The organism is Pseudomonas sp. B16(2017), assembly GCF_002113205.1.
GTDB classification, from domain to species: domain Bacteria; phylum Pseudomonadota; class Gammaproteobacteria; order Pseudomonadales; family Pseudomonadaceae; genus Aquipseudomonas; species Aquipseudomonas pharyngis.
Map to the genome: position 1 here is coordinate 72,186 of NZ_NEKA01000018.1, position 12,625 is coordinate 84,810.

At 60.4% G+C, this 12,625-nt stretch carries 16 protein-coding genes; 9 read left to right on the forward strand and 7 right to left on the reverse strand.

Annotated elements, in window-relative coordinates; translation table 11 throughout:
• Positions 1-44: 44 nt before the first annotated feature.
• The 3 genes from CAG25_RS25055 (at position 45) to CAG25_RS25065 (ending at position 1,409) form a co-directional block, all read left to right on the forward strand.
• Positions 45-446, forward strand: coding sequence for a hypothetical protein (locus CAG25_RS25055; RefSeq protein ID WP_085613239.1), 402 nt, complete (start codon positions 45-47; stop codon positions 444-446).
• An 89-nt stretch (positions 447-535) separates the two neighbouring features.
• Entirely contained in the window at positions 536-853 is a 318-nt protein-coding gene (locus CAG25_RS25060) for a hypothetical protein (protein WP_085613240.1), read from the forward strand.
• A 115-nt stretch (positions 854-968) separates the two neighbouring features.
• A complete protein-coding gene (locus CAG25_RS25065) occupies positions 969-1,409 on the forward strand; it encodes a phage infection protein (protein ID WP_085613241.1) in 441 nt (146 codons plus the stop codon).
• Between the two features lie 72 nt (positions 1,410-1,481).
• On the opposite strand, the gene CAG25_RS25070 is transcribed toward CAG25_RS25065, so the two are convergent.
• Positions 1,482-1,817: a hypothetical protein gene (locus CAG25_RS25070; protein ID WP_039767351.1), complete on the reverse strand. Its 336-nt coding sequence runs from the start codon at positions 1,815-1,817 to the stop codon at positions 1,482-1,484.
• 174 nt (positions 1,818-1,991) lie between these two features.
• Between CAG25_RS25070 and CAG25_RS25075 the strand changes: the two genes are divergently transcribed.
• A complete protein-coding gene (locus tag CAG25_RS25075) occupies positions 1,992-3,671 on the forward strand; it encodes a diguanylate cyclase (RefSeq protein WP_085613242.1) in 1,680 nt (559 codons plus the stop codon).
• 124 nt (positions 3,672-3,795) lie between these two features.
• Here CAG25_RS25075 and CAG25_RS25080 read toward each other — a convergent pair whose 3' ends face one another.
• Positions 3,796-4,182, reverse strand: a complete 387-nt coding sequence (locus CAG25_RS25080; RefSeq protein ID WP_085613266.1) for a c-type cytochrome — start codon at positions 4,180-4,182, stop codon at positions 3,796-3,798.
• A gap of 55 nt (positions 4,183-4,237) precedes the next feature.
• On the reverse strand, positions 4,238-5,569 hold the full coding sequence (locus CAG25_RS25085; protein WP_085613243.1) for a PLP-dependent aminotransferase family protein: 1,332 nt from the start codon (positions 5,567-5,569) through the stop codon (positions 4,238-4,240).
• Between the two features lie 89 nt (positions 5,570-5,658).
• On the opposite strand from CAG25_RS25085, the gene CAG25_RS25090 reads away from it, so the two are divergent.
• Complete coding sequence (locus CAG25_RS25090; protein WP_085613244.1) at positions 5,659-6,552, forward strand: DMT family transporter; 894 nt, start codon at positions 5,659-5,661, stop codon at positions 6,550-6,552.
• A 3-nt stretch (positions 6,553-6,555) separates the two neighbouring features.
• Here the strand turns inward: CAG25_RS25090 and CAG25_RS25095 are convergent, their stop codons facing one another.
• A complete protein-coding gene (locus CAG25_RS25095; RefSeq protein ID WP_085613245.1) occupies positions 6,556-7,377 on the reverse strand; it encodes an AraC family transcriptional regulator in 822 nt (273 codons plus the stop codon).
• A gap of 134 nt (positions 7,378-7,511) precedes the next feature.
• Between CAG25_RS25095 and CAG25_RS25100 the strand changes: the two genes are divergently transcribed.
• Positions 7,512-8,030, forward strand: a complete 519-nt coding sequence (locus CAG25_RS25100; protein WP_085613246.1) for a carboxymuconolactone decarboxylase family protein — start codon at positions 7,512-7,514, stop codon at positions 8,028-8,030.
• Positions 8,031-8,049: 19 nt separating this feature from the next.
• Here CAG25_RS25100 and CAG25_RS25105 read toward each other — a convergent pair whose 3' ends face one another.
• Positions 8,050-9,495 (reverse strand): SulP family inorganic anion transporter, encoded by a 1,446-nt coding sequence (locus CAG25_RS25105; protein ID WP_085613247.1) that lies wholly within the window; start codon positions 9,493-9,495, stop codon positions 8,050-8,052.
• A 174-nt stretch (positions 9,496-9,669) separates the two neighbouring features.
• Here CAG25_RS25105 and CAG25_RS25110 point away from each other — a divergent pair, with 174 nt between their 5' ends.
• The gene (locus tag CAG25_RS25110) at positions 9,670-9,966 is read left to right on the forward strand and encodes a hypothetical protein (RefSeq protein WP_064600887.1); all 297 of its coding nucleotides are present in this window, start codon (positions 9,670-9,672) and stop codon (positions 9,964-9,966) included.
• A gap of 79 nt (positions 9,967-10,045) precedes the next feature.
• Positions 10,046-10,591, forward strand: a complete 546-nt coding sequence (locus CAG25_RS25115) for a hypothetical protein (RefSeq protein WP_039767367.1) — start codon at positions 10,046-10,048, stop codon at positions 10,589-10,591.
• Between the two features lie 57 nt (positions 10,592-10,648).
• On the opposite strand, the gene CAG25_RS25120 is transcribed toward CAG25_RS25115, so the two are convergent.
• Together CAG25_RS25120 and CAG25_RS25125 are read right to left on the reverse strand one after the other, a co-directional pair.
• Positions 10,649-11,263, reverse strand: coding sequence for a hypothetical protein (locus CAG25_RS25120; protein WP_074688914.1), 615 nt, complete (start codon positions 11,261-11,263; stop codon positions 10,649-10,651).
• A 123-nt stretch (positions 11,264-11,386) separates the two neighbouring features.
• On the reverse strand, positions 11,387-11,845 hold the full coding sequence (locus CAG25_RS25125; RefSeq protein ID WP_085613248.1) for a GNAT family N-acetyltransferase: 459 nt from the start codon (positions 11,843-11,845) through the stop codon (positions 11,387-11,389).
• Positions 11,846-11,968: 123 nt separating this feature from the next.
• Here CAG25_RS25125 and CAG25_RS25130 point away from each other — a divergent pair, with 123 nt between their 5' ends.
• The gene (locus CAG25_RS25130; protein ID WP_085613267.1) at positions 11,969-12,610 is read left to right on the forward strand and encodes a TetR/AcrR family transcriptional regulator; all 642 of its coding nucleotides are present in this window, start codon (positions 11,969-11,971) and stop codon (positions 12,608-12,610) included.
• Positions 12,611-12,625 lie beyond the last annotated feature (15 nt).

Here is a 12,625-nt window from a genome sequence, read left to right on the forward strand (position 1 = left end):
GCTGGGTAAGCTCTTAGCCCGACGCTGCGAATTTCAGGTTTCCCGTGGACATTGAACGACTACTGAAGAAAAAACAGCTCAACGTGCAGGAGCAAAACGCAGTCGTTGCGCATCGTTTGATGCTTTGCGCCAGTGAATGGCGCAAACAGGGTGTACCTGTCGCCCTGGCCCGATACGGAGAATCCCAAGGCATCGACTGGTCGTCGTCCATCGTGCTGGAACTGGAAATCGACTTTCCCGGCATGCCTCGCCTGTTCGGACTTTTGCTGGATCAAAACGAATGTTTCATCGCATTTGAAATCGATACGGACGCCTCCCATGAACACATTGAATCCGTGGATCGCTGGGAGGACGTCTCGTCGATGCAAAATACTTCGACATCTAATCCGGGCACAGGTAAAGGCTTTGCCTCGATCGCGCTGGACGTGAAGCGTCAGCTTGTTTGATCGCTCTTTGCGCAACGCTCACTCTTCGGCGTCTTGAAGCCGTCACTGGTTGAGTATCTACGCCTCATCAAAAGGAGCACTCATTGAACATGGGCCCGAAAACCGAAACGCTGATCAAGGTACTGAATGAGTTAATCAGTGTTCTGGAAAGCGACGGAGAAGCGCACTGGAGCGCGTGGATGCGAAAAGCTCGCGCACGATTGCTGGACTCCGATTATTCCGGAATCACGTGGCTGCTCTCGGCCTATGGCGGGATGGGGTCCTTCAATGATGTCGTGCTCGGACAAACCAGTATCAACGGTGCATTTGCCTGGAAGCGCGGCTATGGCGAACTGAATGCAAAATTTGCCGAACTCCGTGAGCAAGCCTACGGGCTGGCCAATGAAATCAGGCACATGCAGCGATAACGGCATTCATTGCTGGCGTCGATAGTCACCATCAGCTCAATGAAGTTCTCATAAAAAATCCGCGGCGTAACATCGGCTCCATACCCAACAAACAACACCCCTGGAGCACACGATCATGAAACGCCAAATCCTTCTCGGCATCGCTTTCTCGGTTCTTGCAGTCAACGCTTTTGCAGCCAAACCCGCCCACACCATGATCGCCGAAGGCGGTTCGGATCGGTTGATTGAAAGTCGAGTGGCTGAGGGTGGTTCGGATCGTTTGATCGAACGCCGTGTTGCCGAAGGTGGCGCTGATCGTCTGATCGAACGCCGCGTTGCTGAAGGTGGCGCTGATCGCCTGATCGAACGTCGCGTCGCTGAAGGTGGCGCTGATCGCCTGATCGAACGTCGCGTTGCTGAAGGTGGCGCTGATCGCCTGATCGAACGTCGCGTTGCCGAAGGTGGCGCTGATCGCCTGATCGAACGTCGCGTTGCCGAAGGTGGCGCTGATCGCCTGATCGAACGTCGCGTCGCTGAAGGGGGTTCGGATCGTCTGCTGGAACGCCGCGTCGCCTGAATCAAACGCTCTACCGCTGTACAAACAAAAAGCCCGGCCTGATCAGCCGGGCTTTTTCACATCCACCGCCGCTTACTGAACGGTTTTCAGCTTGACCACGTCACCGGAGACCTTGGTGGTGTAGCCGCTCAGGACCCATGCCCAGAACCAGTTTTCCTGAATCTGAGTGTTGATCATGGCATCGCCGCCCTTGGCCTGGATGGCGGCCTCTTGCGCACGGACGAAACGGCTGTTCTGCCGGATCGGGATCACGCCGAACAGCATCAGGCCGGTGGCAGTGGCTTCGCTGTGGCCAATCACGGTGTATTGGCTGCTGTCGTAATGTCTGGTGTTCATCGGGGTGCCGGTGCAACCTGCCAGAACCACACCGAACAGTGCGGCGGCGACTACTTTGCTGAGGTATTTCACTGCAAGACTCCATGGGTAAACGCCCGGGATCCGTCTCTCGGGCGGCGCACACTCTACCGAACGAAGTGGCTCATTGATATCAGCCTCGGCAGATTTTCATTAAACGCTTTGCTGGCAGCCCGTCCGCGATGTCGCATACCATGGCGCCACTCCAATAAAGACAGACATTTCTCCATGCTCAAAGCCAGTCTGCGCAGCCACCTGACCCTTTGGTTTGCCGGTTTGTCTCTGCTGACGCTATTGAGCGTGGGCTTTTACGTCGGTGATATCGCCACTGAACAAATGAAACGCGCCAGCGGCAATGCGCTGCTGAGTACCGCGCGGTCGGCGGCGACGCTGCTGGGCGAGCAGTTGCGCGAGCGGCAACTGGAGGTCTATCTGCTCAGCCGGGCGCCACATCTGGAACGCGGCGATCTGGACAATCCGGCAATTCTCAAATCGATGCAGCTGCGCACCGAAGCCCGCTCCGAGTATGCGTGGATGGGGGTGACCGATGCTCAGGGGCTTGTGCATCAGGCAGTCAACGGTTTGCTGGTCGGTCAGGTCGTGCAACAGCGCCCATGGTTTCAGGCCGGTCTGCGCGGGGAATACACCGGCGATCCGCACGAAGCCATTTTGTTGGCGAAACTGTTGCCAGGTCTGCCCAACGGCGAGCCACTGCGCTTCATCGACTTCGCCGCGCCCATCCGCAACGCCGATGGCCAGGTGATCGGTGTGCTCGGCGCCCATGCGCACTGGAGCTGGGTCACGCACATCGTCGAATCGGCAGCGATGTCGCACAAGGGGGCGGAGCCGGATATCGAAGCGCTGATAATCGATCACGACGGCAAGGTGCTGTACCCGGAAGCGCTGGTTGGCCAACAAATGCCGGCCAAGGATCCGAAGTCCCCAGGCTGGGTCGTCGGCAACGGGTACCTGACCAGCGAGGTGACTGTGCCGACGCCTACGGGCACTGCGCTGTCGTGGTCGATTGCGGTGCGTCAACCACTGGACACTGCACTGCAACCGGCGCGACTGCTGTTTTATAAATTGCTGTTGCTGGGTGTTTTCGCTGCCGTGGCATTCGGATTCGTGGCGTATTACCTGGCGCTGTACCTGAGTCGGCCCATCGAGCACCTCGCGCGCTCAGCCCAAAAAGTGCAGAACAACCAACCGGGGGCCCACTTCCCTCTCCAGCATCCCGTGCGGGAAATTGCCCAGCTCGGCCAGTCCATCGATGCTATGACCCAGTCGCTGCTTGCCAAGGAGCGTGAGCTGCAAGAGACCAACGCTTCGCTCGAAGCCACCGTCGCCCAACGCACGGCGGCCCTGACCCTGGCCAACGCCGAGCTGCTGAACCTGGCCACCCACGATGGCTTGACCGGTGTCTATAACCGCCGCCGCTTCGACGAAAAACTCACCGAATACAGCCTGCTGTTCCGTCGTACCGGGCGGCCGTTTGCATTGCTTCTGATTGATGCCGATCACTTCAAGCACATCAACGACACTCACGGCCATGCGGCCGGCGACGACGTACTGCAGCAATTGGCGCAGCTGATCCAGATCAGCATCCGGAGCACGGATTTCGTCGCCCGTTACGGAGGCGAAGAATTTGCGGTGCTGCTGCCGGAAATCGCCAAGCCCGATACGCCCGATATCGTCGCCGAAAAGATTCGATCAGCGATTGCCGCAGCGAGCTTTCCAACGGTCGGCCCGGTGACGGTCAGCATCGGTGTCGGCCTTGCCGACCCGGCCGACAATGCTCCGACAGCACTGCTCAAACGTGCTGATCAACAGTTGTATCAGGCGAAAGCCGCGGGTCGTAATCGCGTAGCCTGCCAGACGTCACTCACCGAAGTGGCCGGACTCGGCTGACCTGCAATTGAATCAGGTGTTGGTCTTCAACCGGGTCCAGAACCGTGTCATCAACCGGGCAATCACTGCCGGCAGTTCATCACAGTGAACGGGAACTGCATCGCGCAGCCCCTGCACAGATTCTTCATTGCCGAGAAAAGGTCTGAAGATACGCCAACAAATTATCAATCTTCTCCTCGTCACTCAGCCCCCAAAAGATCATCCGCGTCCCCGGCACCACGCCCTTCGGATCCTTCAGATACTTCGTCAGCGTTTCACGATCCCAGGTCAGGCCGGAGTTTTTCATGGCGTCGGAGTACACGTAATTCGCCGACGTCCCCGCCGGGCGGCCGATGATGCCGTTGAGTTCCGGACCGAATCCCGGCCGGGCAGATTCGCCGACTTGATGACAACCGCCGCACAGGCGCGGGAAGATTTTTGCGCCGGCCTCGGCGTCACCGGCAGCCAGTGTCGGCGTGCAGAACAGGCCAGCGTTGAGGATCAGGGCGAAAGTCAGTGCAGCGTTTTTCATCAGGGATTTCCAGGTCTTCGGCGGCGCCAAGGGTAATCCTGCGCGGTCACTTGCGCTACAGGTAGGCGCCCACGACCTGGCGGACTTTGAGCAAGGCTTGACGCAGGGCAAGCATGTCCACCGATCCCAACGCCAGACGAATCGCGTGGGGCACATGGGTGGACACGGTGAAGGGCTCGGCGGTGGTGACGGAAACCTGTTCGTGCATCAACTCGACCACGATGTGGTCGGCCCGAATATCTTCCGGCAGCGGCAGCCAAAGAAAATACGAAGAGGGATGGCCGACAGTCGGCAGTCCTTCGAGAATCTGCGCGGCCAGGGCTTGCCGGGCCTGGGCGTCGCTGCGTTTTTGTGCTTCGAGCAAATTGACGGTGCCGTCGTCGAGCCAGCCGCAGGCGATGGCGGTCATCACGCCGGGGGTGTTCCAGGTGGTCGCGCGGATGATCCGCTCCAGCGCCGCCACCCGCTCGACCGGCGCGGCGATGAAGCCGACCCGCAGGCCGGTGGCGATGTTTTTCGACAGGCCCGACACGTAGACCGTGCGTTCCGGTGCCAGAACCGCCAACGGGGGTGGCGGGTTCTCGACCAGAAAGGCGTAGGCCGCGTCCTCGATGATTGTCAGATCATGCCGGCGGGCAATCGCGATCAAATCCTCACGTTGTTCCAGAGGCATCACCCAGCCCAGTGGATTGTGCAGGGTCGGCATGCTGTACACCGCACGCACCGGTCGTTGGCGGCAGAGTTTGTCGAGGGCCGCCAGATCGGGGCCCTGCTCATTGACGGGAATCGAGACCACTTCAAGGTGCAGCGCTTCGGCCAGCACTTTGAATCCCGAATAGGTCAAGGCGTCGGCGGCGATCACATCGCCGGGCTTGAACAGCGCCATCAACGTGACTGCCAGCCCTTGCTGCGCGCCGTTGACGATCAGCACCTGCTCGGCCTCGACACTCAAACCGCGTGTTTGCAGGTGCCGCGCCACCGAGGCCCGTTCATGCTGGCGACCGGCGTGGGGCTGATAGCGCAGCAGCGCTTCAAGGTCGCCGGACAATGCCAGTTGCCGCAACGCAGTGCGCAACAACTCGGCCTGCCCCGGCAATGACGGGTAGTTGAAGTTCAGATCGATCATGCCCACCGCGACGTCTTTCTGGTCGATGCCCTGCCCCGGCAACAACGACGTTTCCCGCACGAACGTGCCGCGCCCGGCTTCGCCGCTGACCAGGCCCATGGCCTCGAGCTCGGCGTATACGCGCGAGGCCGTGACCAGCGCCAGCCCTTCACTGGCTGCCAATTGCCGGTGAGTCGGCAAACGCGTGCCGGGCAACAGGCGACCAGCGCGGATGTCGGCGGCATAGGTGTCGACGAGGGTCTTGTAGCGGGAGCGCGGCATGTCGGCTTGTATCCATGACAATTTTTTGATTGTGCTGATTCTCAGCCCTAGGATCGATCCAACGCAACCCACCTCCGAGCGCCACATCCATGGAACGAACCACCCACCTCGGCACCCCGGCCCTGGAAAAAACCAGCGGCTGGATCAATGGCCTCATCGGCGTCGTGATTTTCAGCGGCTCGCTGCCCGCCACGCGGTTGGCGGTGCTGGAGTTCGACCCGGTGTTTCTCACCGTCATCCGCGCGACCATCGCCGGCGCCCTGGCGTTGTGCCTGTTGTGGCTGTTTCGCGAACGGCGTCCGGCGCGGGATCAGTGGTTCTCCTTGTTGATCGTGGCGCTGGGCGTGGTCGTGGGTTTCCCGCTGTTGACGGCCTTGGCGCTGCAATACGTGACGTCGGCGCATTCGATTGTGTTTGTAGGATTGCTACCACTGGCGACGGCGATTTTTGGTGTGTTGCGCGGTGGCGAACGTCCAAGTCCGGTGTTCTGGATTTTTTCGGTGCTGGGCAGCTCGCTGGTGGTCGGTTTTGCGATCTCACAAGGCCTGACCGCCTCGCCCACCGGTGATCTATTGATGCTGGCGGCGATTCTCGCCTGCGGCCTCGGTTATGCCGAAGGCGCCAAACTGTCGCGCACCCTCGGCGGCTGGCAGGTGATCTGTTGGGCACTGGTGTTGTCGTTGCCGGTGATGGCTGTGCTGAGTGTGTGGCTGGCGCCCGCCTCGTTCAGCGGTATAAGCCTGTCGGCGTGGGTGTGCCTGGCTTACGTTTCGCTGTTCAGCATGCTGATCGGCTTCGTATTCTGGTATCGCGGGCTGGCTCAGGGCGGGATTGCGGCGGTCGGACAGCTGCAATTGCTACAACCGTTTTTTGGCCTGGCACTGGCCGCGACCTTGCTGCATGAGCATGTTAGCGTGGGCATGCTGGTGGTTACGCTGGGGGTGATCCTGTGCGTGGCCGGGGCGAAGAAATTCGCCAGATAGTCTTCAACTCGCGCCAGCCTTCCATTCCCGCGGGCTGAGCCCGGTCTTGCGCCGAAATGCCCGGGCCAGCGCCGAGGGACTTTCATAACCGACTTCTTCGGCAATCAGGGCGATCGGTCGTCCCTCGCGCAGGCGTTTCTGCGCGAGGCTGATCCGCCAGTTCACCAGATAATCCACCGGCGTCTGCCCCACCACCCGCCGGAAGTGGTCGGCGAAACCGGCGCGGGACAGGTTGGCGGCGCTCGCCAGTTCGGCGACGCTCCAGGCCTTGGCCGGCTGGTCGTGCATCAGGTTCAAGGCGCGGGAAATCTTCGGATCGGCCAGCCCCGCCATCATGCCGGGCTGCTGGTTGCGACTGCTGATGAGGTGGCGCAGCAACAGGATCACCAGCAACTCGAACAACCGATCCATCACCGCTTCGCGCCCGCAGTGGCCGTCGAAAGCTTCCTTGAACAGCCACTCCAGGGTGTTGGCCATTTCCGGAAGGTCGGCGAGTTTCAGCACCAGATAATCCGGCAGCGCTGCTGCCAAAGCATTGCCAGCGCCGCCGTCGAAGGTCAGCGAAGCACACACCAGTTGCGTGCCCATGGCTTCGTTGGCGAACAAGCGATGGGCCATGGGGCGCGGGAAAAAGATCAGGGTCGGTTCTTTGAGCGAGATTTCAGGATCATTTCCCGGTTTGAGCAACAGCTCTCCCGCCTGGAGCAAATGCACATGCCCGCACACCTGATCGCCGCCGTAGGCGCTCACCCCGCAGAACGTGCCGCTGTGAAAGGTGCCGGCATTGACGCCGAAATGGCTGAGCAACGTAGAAAGGCGATCCATGACTGATTCTCGCAAGGACAGGTTTGGACGATCTGTCGCATATCCTCGACGATTTGCACCCAAAGCACCAGCCGCGCTCAATAACATGACCTCCATCCCCGGTGCACTTCGCACCGGACTTTCGGAGAATCACCATGAGCCGCATCGCCCCTCTCAGCCTCGAAACCGCCACCGACGCCACTCGCCCAGTGCTTGAAGGCGTGCAGAAAAAAATCGGCTTCCTGCCCAACCTGTTCAAGACCCTGGCCGTCGCACCTGTCGCGCTGGATGCCTACGTGCAAATCTCGGCAACCCTGGGCAAGACATCCCTGAGTGCCAAGGAAAAAGAGGCGGTGTACCTGGCCACCTCGCAAGTCAACGGTTGCGACTATTGCCTGGCAGCGCACACCCTGTTCGCCAGCAAGGCCGGGCTGGCAGCAGAAGAAATCATCGAAGCGCGTCATGGCCGGCTCAATGCCTTCGCCACCCTCGCCCAACAACTGACCGAGACTCGTGGTCATCTGAGCGATGAACAGATTGCCGCCGCCCGCGCTGCCGGCATCGACGACAAGAAGATCATCGAAGTGATCGCCCTCGTCGCTGTGCAAACCCTCACTAACTACCTGAACAACGCGGCGCTGACCGACATCGATTTCCCGGCAATCGATGCCTGACCAGTGACCGGGGTCGATCTCAGTCGTGATCGACCCCGGCGCGTTTCAGCAATTTCTTGCAGCGCTCGGACAGGTGAAACACCTGCAACTGCTTGCCCGCCTTGGCGTAGCGTTCGCGAAGGGTTTTCAGCGCAGCGATGGCCGAGTAATCGACAAAGCTCAGGTGCCGACAATCCAGCGTCACCCGTTGCGGATCGCTGGCCGGGTCGAACTGATTGAGAAACGGCGTGGTCGAGGCAAAAAACAGCGTGCCGTGCAGGCGATAGAGTTTGCTGCCGTCCGCTTCCAGATGCTCATCGGCGTACAGCTCGCGCGCTTGCTGCCAGGCAAAATTCAGTGCGGCGATGATGATCCCGCACAGCACGGCCGTGGCCAGATCGGTGAACACCGTGATGGTGGTTACCGCGATGATCACTAGCACATCGTTGAGCGGCACTTTGTTCAGCACCCGCAACGAAGCCCAGGCAAACGTCTGCTGCGACACCACGAACATCACCCCCACCAGCGCCGCCAGCGGAATCCGCTCGATCAGCGGCGACAGAAACAGAATGAACAGCAGAATCAACACACCCGCCACTACGCCGGACAAACGCCCGCGCCCGCCGGAACTGAGGTTGATCACGGTCTGGCCGATCATCGCGCAACCGCCCATGCCGCCGAATGCACCGGAGACCACGTTTGCCGCGCCCAGCGCCACGCATTCGCGATCCGGGTAGCCACGGGTTTCGGTGATTTCGTCGGTGAGGTTGAGGGTCAGCAGGGTTTCCAGCAAACCGACCAGTGCCATCAGAATCGCGTAAGGCGCGATGATGCGCAGTGTGTCCAGCGTCCACGGGATGTCCGGCAGCGCGAACGTCGGCAAGCCGCCGGCGATGTGCGCCATGTCGCCGAGGGTGCGGGTCGGCAGGCCAAGCAGATAAACCAGCAAGCCTACGCCGAGGATCGCCACCAGCGCCGGCGGCACCGCGCGGGTCAGGCGCGGCAGGATGTAGACGATGGCCATGGTCAGCAGCACCAGCCCGGTCATCAGGTACAACGGCGTGCCGCTGAGCCACTGTTCACCGCTCTTGAAATGCTCCAGTTGCGCCAGCGCGATGATGATCGCCAGGCCGTTGACGAACCCCAGCATCACCGGGTGCGGCACCATGCGCACCAGTTTGCCCAGCCGCAACAGCCCGAACGCCATCATGATCAAGCCGCCGAGCAACACCGTCGCCAACAGGTACTGCACGCCGTGCTGCACCACCAGCGCGACGATCACCACCGCCATCGAACCCGCCGCCCCGGAGACCATGCCCGGCCGGCCACCGAACAGCGCGGTCAGCGTGCAAATGATGAAGGCGCCGTACAGGCCCATCAGCGGATTGAGGTGAGCCACCAGCGCAAATGCAATGCATTCGGGCAACAGGGCAAACGAGGTGGTGAGTCCGGCCAGGACATCGGCGCGCAGACGAATCGGTTTCATGGCTTACCTGACAGAGTGGCCGACGGGCGCGGCCGCATGCATTGGCGCAAAAGAGCGCCGCGGAAAAAGAGGGTTGCGGATGTTACGCAAATGCACCGGCGTGGGCCAGTCGTCGCTGACAACCGCCGGCACGCGCTTTATGCTGGCGCGCAGTTTTTGCCAGTGGAGCCTCGGATGCCGAGCGAATTGACCAGCCGCGAAGTGTGCCAGCGATTGCGCGATGCCGCGCTGGGCGTGTGTGGTTTGCGGGTGATGGACGCGCGAGCGGATCGGGTTGCGGTCGACATTGAAGGCTGGCGCTTGCAGCTGGACTTCGACGGCCAGCGTCTGCATCACTGCGCTGATTGTCTGTGCCCGGACGGTCGCGAATGGACGCTCGACACCCGGCAGCGCTTCGGCACCGATCCGGTCAGTCTGTTGAGTACCTGGGAACTAGCGCAGATCGAGGGCTTGTTGCGGCAACGTGAATGAGGGACGGCAATCAGAGTTGCTCAATGATGGCACTCTGCCCATAATTCGCCCCCCCATCTTCTACGCGCAAGGAACTGCCGTGAAAAAATCGCTGTTGTTGATCCCGTTGTTTGCTCTGCTCCTGCAAGGCTGTGGCATGACCATGGCCCGTTACGAGCCAAGCTTCGACAATGTTCAGAAGCTCAAGCAGACCCCGCCGCTGCACGCGATCAGCAATCCACAGGTGACCGCTGAATCGGGCGAAGGCTCGTTGATGGTCCGCGCCAACCCGATCAAATCGCCGACCGGCAGCATCCCGGCGCATATCCAGGACGCGATCACCGAAGAACTGCGCAAGGCCGGTCTGCTTGATCCGCAGGCGACGCGTCATCTGCAAGTGCTGGTGGTGAAGAACCAGCTGAACGCCGGCATGGGTACCGGTGACGGCACCATCGCTGCACGCTTCACCCTGCGCAATGGCAACGACGTGGTGTACGACGCAACCAAAGATGTCAGCCATCAGTGGAACAGCAGCTTTTTCGGCTTTATCGCGATCCCCAACGCGACCAACGCCTACAACCCGATGCTGCAGGACTTGCTGAAGAATCTGTACAGCGATCCACAGTTCATTCAGGCCCTGAAGTAAGGGCCAAAAAAAAGAGCCGCGATTGCGGCTCTTTTTTTGCCCACTCGCTGGAGTGAGTCAGATGCCCGAATACTTCGGACGGTTGCTGTCGGCCCATTCCTTGAGCAACGCATTGACCTGCCGAGTGAATGTATCGGTCACCGCCGCTTTCGGCGTATTGAACGCCAGCGGGAGGAACCAGATGCCCATCCAGGTGCCGACCGCGTCATGGTTGCTGGCGGTGGACAGCGGCTGGCCTTGCTGATCGAGGGTTTCCAGGCTCATGGTGTACTGGTCGGTGGCATAGGCTGGAATGATCGTCATGCTCAGACCACTGATGAACGCCAGCACCAGCTGACCGCCATTCGGTGGATGGTTGTACATTTTCAGACGCAGGCTGTAGTCACCTGGCTGCTTCTCGAACTGGTCGAAGGTCACACGACCGAACAAACCCGAATCCTTCAGAACGGTTTGCAATTGCGGTTTGAGCATGTCCCGAGCTTGTGGCATTTCCACGGCGGAAGCGCTTTTCGGCTCGCCCTGGTAAAAGTCGAAATCGACATAGATGTTTGGCTTGTTGGCATAGCTGGCCATCGATGGCAGCGTGACCGGAGCCACTTCGTCCTGGGTGAAACTGGCACAGCCGCCCAGCGCGAGCACCAGACCCAGCGCCAGGATTTTCCCGAATTGCATGATGTCTTCCCTAAAGTGATATCAAAGAGCCTCCATTGCGGAGCGCCGGGGGCGGATTCTAGTGATCGTCTACGTTCGGGAAAAGACCTGATTCGGGAAAACCCTGAAAAAGATTGCGCCGGCTCAGCTTTGGCGCAAATCGAGGGTGTACGTGTAATAGCCCATATCGCGCACCCAACCGAGTGATTCGTACAAACCCTGTGCGCTGAAATTATCGGTGGCGGTTTCCAGCACCAGTCCCTTGGCACCGGTTTGCAGCGCAAAATCCCGGGCAGTGTTCATCAATAATCGGCCGACCCCGCGGCCCCGCGCGGCCGGCGCGGTGAACAGGTCGCTGAGCAGCCAGGTGCGATGGGCGTCAATCGAGGAAAACGTCGGGTACAGCTGCACAAATCCCAGCGCCTCACCGCTTTCATCCTCAACCAGAAAAATCGCCGATTCATTGCCAACCATGCGCTCGGCGATGAAGGTCCGTGATTGCTCGAGATTCGATGGCTGGCCGTAAAAGCCGCGATAGGCGTCGAACAGCTTCGCCACTGCGTCGAGGTGAATCGTCGTGGCGCGCAGTGCCTGAAGTGTCATTGTGATTTTCCTGATGTCACTGAAATTGAAACCAGCATAGCGCTGAGGAGCGAGTTCGCTGGCCTAATCGCTATATAGTTTTGTATATTGCGAAGCCGAAATGGCCAGACCTCCATGCCGTCCATGAGCAGCATCCGCGAACGCAACCAGCAATTGATCCTGACCGCCGCCAGTGAAGAATTCGCCGCCAACGGCTTCGACGCGACCCAGACCCGCGACATCGCCGCCCGCGCCGGTGTGCCCAAGGCCAATCTCTATTACTACTTCCAGAGCAAGGAAAACCTCTACGGCAAAGTGCTGCTCGGCTTCGTCGAGCCGTTGCTGGAAGCCTCGGCGATGCTACGCGAAAGCGACGATCCGCTGATCGGCCTGCGCGCCTACGTCGCCGCGCGCATCCGCATCGCCCGCGAGCATCCTGCGATCGCCAAAGTGTTCAGCGGTGAGTTGCTGCTCGGTGGCCGTCAGTTACCCGATGAATGCCGCGACTTGTTGCACGGTGAGGCCCGACGCAATGTCGAGTGCCTGCGCAGCTGGATCGACCGCGGTTTGCTGGCGCCGGTCGATCCCGAGCATTTGATGTTGTTCATCTGGTCGGCGACGCGCACCTACACCAACATTGGCTGGCAGATGGGGCGCATCACCGGGCGGGAGGTGCCGCAGGATGAGGATTATGCGGTGGCGGCGCAGACGATTACGCGGCTGGTGTTGAGCGGTGCGGTGTCCGAGCCGGTGAGTGATGTTCGCAGGTTGATGTTTGCGACCTGATTTCAGGCAGTGGCA

Coding starts and splice junctions, on each gene's coding strand:
- CAG25_RS25125 (WP_085613248.1), bottom strand. CDS start 11,845: ATGACACTTCAGGCACTGCGCGCCACGACGATTCACCTCGACGCAGTG.
- CAG25_RS25130 (WP_085613267.1), top strand. CDS start 11,969: ATGAGCAGCATCCGCGAACGCAACCAGCAATTGATCCTGACCGCCGCC.
- CAG25_RS25080 (WP_085613266.1), bottom strand. CDS start 4,182: ATGAAAAACGCTGCACTGACTTTCGCCCTGATCCTCAACGCTGGCCTG.
- CAG25_RS25065 (WP_085613241.1), top strand. CDS start 969: ATGAAACGCCAAATCCTTCTCGGCATCGCTTTCTCGGTTCTTGCAGTC.
- CAG25_RS25060 (WP_085613240.1), top strand. CDS start 536: ATGGGCCCGAAAACCGAAACGCTGATCAAGGTACTGAATGAGTTAATC.
- CAG25_RS25085 (WP_085613243.1), bottom strand. CDS start 5,569: ATGCCGCGCTCCCGCTACAAGACCCTCGTCGACACCTATGCCGCCGAC.
- CAG25_RS25090 (WP_085613244.1), top strand. CDS start 5,659: ATGGAACGAACCACCCACCTCGGCACCCCGGCCCTGGAAAAAACCAGC.
- CAG25_RS25075 (WP_085613242.1), top strand. CDS start 1,992: ATGCTCAAAGCCAGTCTGCGCAGCCACCTGACCCTTTGGTTTGCCGGT.
- CAG25_RS25095 (WP_085613245.1), bottom strand. CDS start 7,377: ATGGATCGCCTTTCTACGTTGCTCAGCCATTTCGGCGTCAATGCCGGC.
- CAG25_RS25105 (WP_085613247.1), bottom strand. CDS start 9,495: ATGAAACCGATTCGTCTGCGCGCCGATGTCCTGGCCGGACTCACCACC.
- CAG25_RS25120 (WP_074688914.1), bottom strand. CDS start 11,263: ATGCAATTCGGGAAAATCCTGGCGCTGGGTCTGGTGCTCGCGCTGGGC.
- CAG25_RS25100 (WP_085613246.1), top strand. CDS start 7,512: ATGAGCCGCATCGCCCCTCTCAGCCTCGAAACCGCCACCGACGCCACT.
- CAG25_RS25110 (WP_064600887.1), top strand. CDS start 9,670: ATGCCGAGCGAATTGACCAGCCGCGAAGTGTGCCAGCGATTGCGCGAT.